This is a genomic window from Streptomyces cahuitamycinicus, from assembly GCF_002891435.1.
GTDB classification, from domain to species: domain Bacteria; phylum Actinomycetota; class Actinomycetes; order Streptomycetales; family Streptomycetaceae; genus Streptomyces; species Streptomyces cahuitamycinicus.
Genome location: NZ_POUC01000791.1, coordinates 1 through 1778, shown reverse-complemented (window position 1 = coordinate 1778; position 1778 = coordinate 1). Strand labels below are relative to the sequence as shown.

1 protein-coding gene is annotated in these 1778 nt (G+C 73.0%); it reads left to right on the top strand.

Annotation, left to right across the window (positions count from 1 at the left end):
• Positions 1-128: 128 nt before the first annotated feature.
• Positions 129-1532 carry a cytochrome P450 gene (locus C1J00_RS42895; RefSeq protein ID WP_102914176.1) on the top strand — a complete coding sequence of 468 codons (1404 nt, stop codon included), beginning with the start codon at positions 129-131 and terminating at the stop codon, positions 1530-1532.
• Positions 1533-1778 lie beyond the last annotated feature (246 nt).

Below are 1778 nucleotides of genomic sequence, written 5' to 3'. Positions count from 1 at the left end.
CGGCCCGGCCGCTGCCCCCGCCCCACCCCCGTCGTTACCCGCGAGTTCGGTCTGGGGTAGGGTCCCCACCGTTTCCGGCTACCGACTGATGGTGCGCCGGTACAGGGCGTGTCGGAGGGTGGCAAGAGATGGAATCCCAGCGGGGTGACGGCGGATCCGTGGACCTGGACGGCACGAGCCTGGAGACGCTCGCTCCCGAACCGCTGCTGACCAGGGACTACGAGGTGCGTCCCGCGCTCGTGTACGAGCGGCTGCGCCAGCAGCACGGCCCGGTCGCGCCGGTCGATCTGCTGGGGGTGCCGGCCTGGCTGGTGCTCGGCTACCGCGAGTCGCTCCAGGTGCTCCAGGACGACGAAGGCTGGCCCAAGGGCCTGGAGAACTGGCGGGCCCGCACCGAGGGCAGGGTGCCGTCCGACTGGCCGCTCGGGCCCTCCCTGGAGGTCAACCACATCCTGATCCAGGGCGGCCCCGGCTACCGGCCGCTGCGCACGGCGTGGGACGTCGCCCTCAAACCCTTCCAGGACCCCCGCCACCCGCAGGCCAAGCGTCTGAAGGCCGCCGTCACGGCCTACGCCGACGAACTGATCACCCTCGTCGGGCAGGGCGGCGCGACCGGCGTGGCGGACCTGTCCGCGCAGTTCTCCCGGCCGCTGCCGCTGATGGTGGCCAGCCACCTGCTGGGCTTCCCCGGCTCACAGGGCGACGACGCGCTGATGGACATGTGGCGGGTGCTCGACGCCGGCCCGGACGCCGAGGCCGCACTGGAACGCCTGCTGGCGACGCTGGCCGAACTGGGCGCGCTGAAGCTGGAGAAGCCGGGCGACGACTTCCCCTCGTACCTGCTGGCCGCCCACCCGGACCTGTCGCTCGACCAGCTCGCCCGCGAACTGTTCATGCTGCTGGGCATGACCTCCGACCACGTCGGCATCCTCATCTCCAACACCGTCGTGGAGGTCATCTCGGGCGAGGGCAGCGTGCGCGCCAGCCTGTCCGCCGGCATGGTCAGGGAGAGCATGAACCGGGTGGTCATGCGCAAGCCGCCCCTGGTCAACTTCGTCCCGCGCTTCGCGGCCCGGGACACCCCGCTCGGCAACTACACCATCCGGGCCGGTGACCCCGTGTGGGTCTCCCCGGGCGCCGCCCACGCCGACCCGCTCTTCGCCGACCACGTCGCCTCGGGCACCACCATCAGCACCCGGGCCCACCTGTCCTGGGGAGCCGGACCACGCCAGTGCCCGGCGCGGGAGCTCGCCTCGGCCGTCGCGGCGGCCGGTGTGGGGCGCCTGTTCGAGCGGTTCGACCACCTCGACCTCGCCCTGCCCGCCGACCAACTGCCATGGCGCTCCTCGCCGTTCATGCGGGGCCTGCGCTCCCTGCCGGTGCGGTACGAACTCGCCTCCGCGCCGCCCCCGCGGCCGCGGGCGGACGCCCCCGCACCGGGTGTGGCCGAGGAGGTCCTGCCGGACCCGGCCGCGCGGCAGCGCTCCTCGCTGTGGCGCTATCTGACGGGCCTCATCCGCGGCGGCCGCTGATCCGGAGGGACCGAGTCGAACGCCCATTCCGCATCGGCGTTCCTCACGGTCCCGGGATGACGCTTTCACACCGCACAAGTGACAAAGGGTGCTGGTCCGCAGGGCGCCCGTTCTGCGATGCTCGTGACAGATCCCGGGACAGGGCGCGAGGGCCCGCGGGGGCCGGGCAGGTACACCTCGATGACCTGCCCGGCCGTTCTTCTGCCAGGGCACGGGACGGGGCGGAACCGGGCGTGAGAAGGGGGG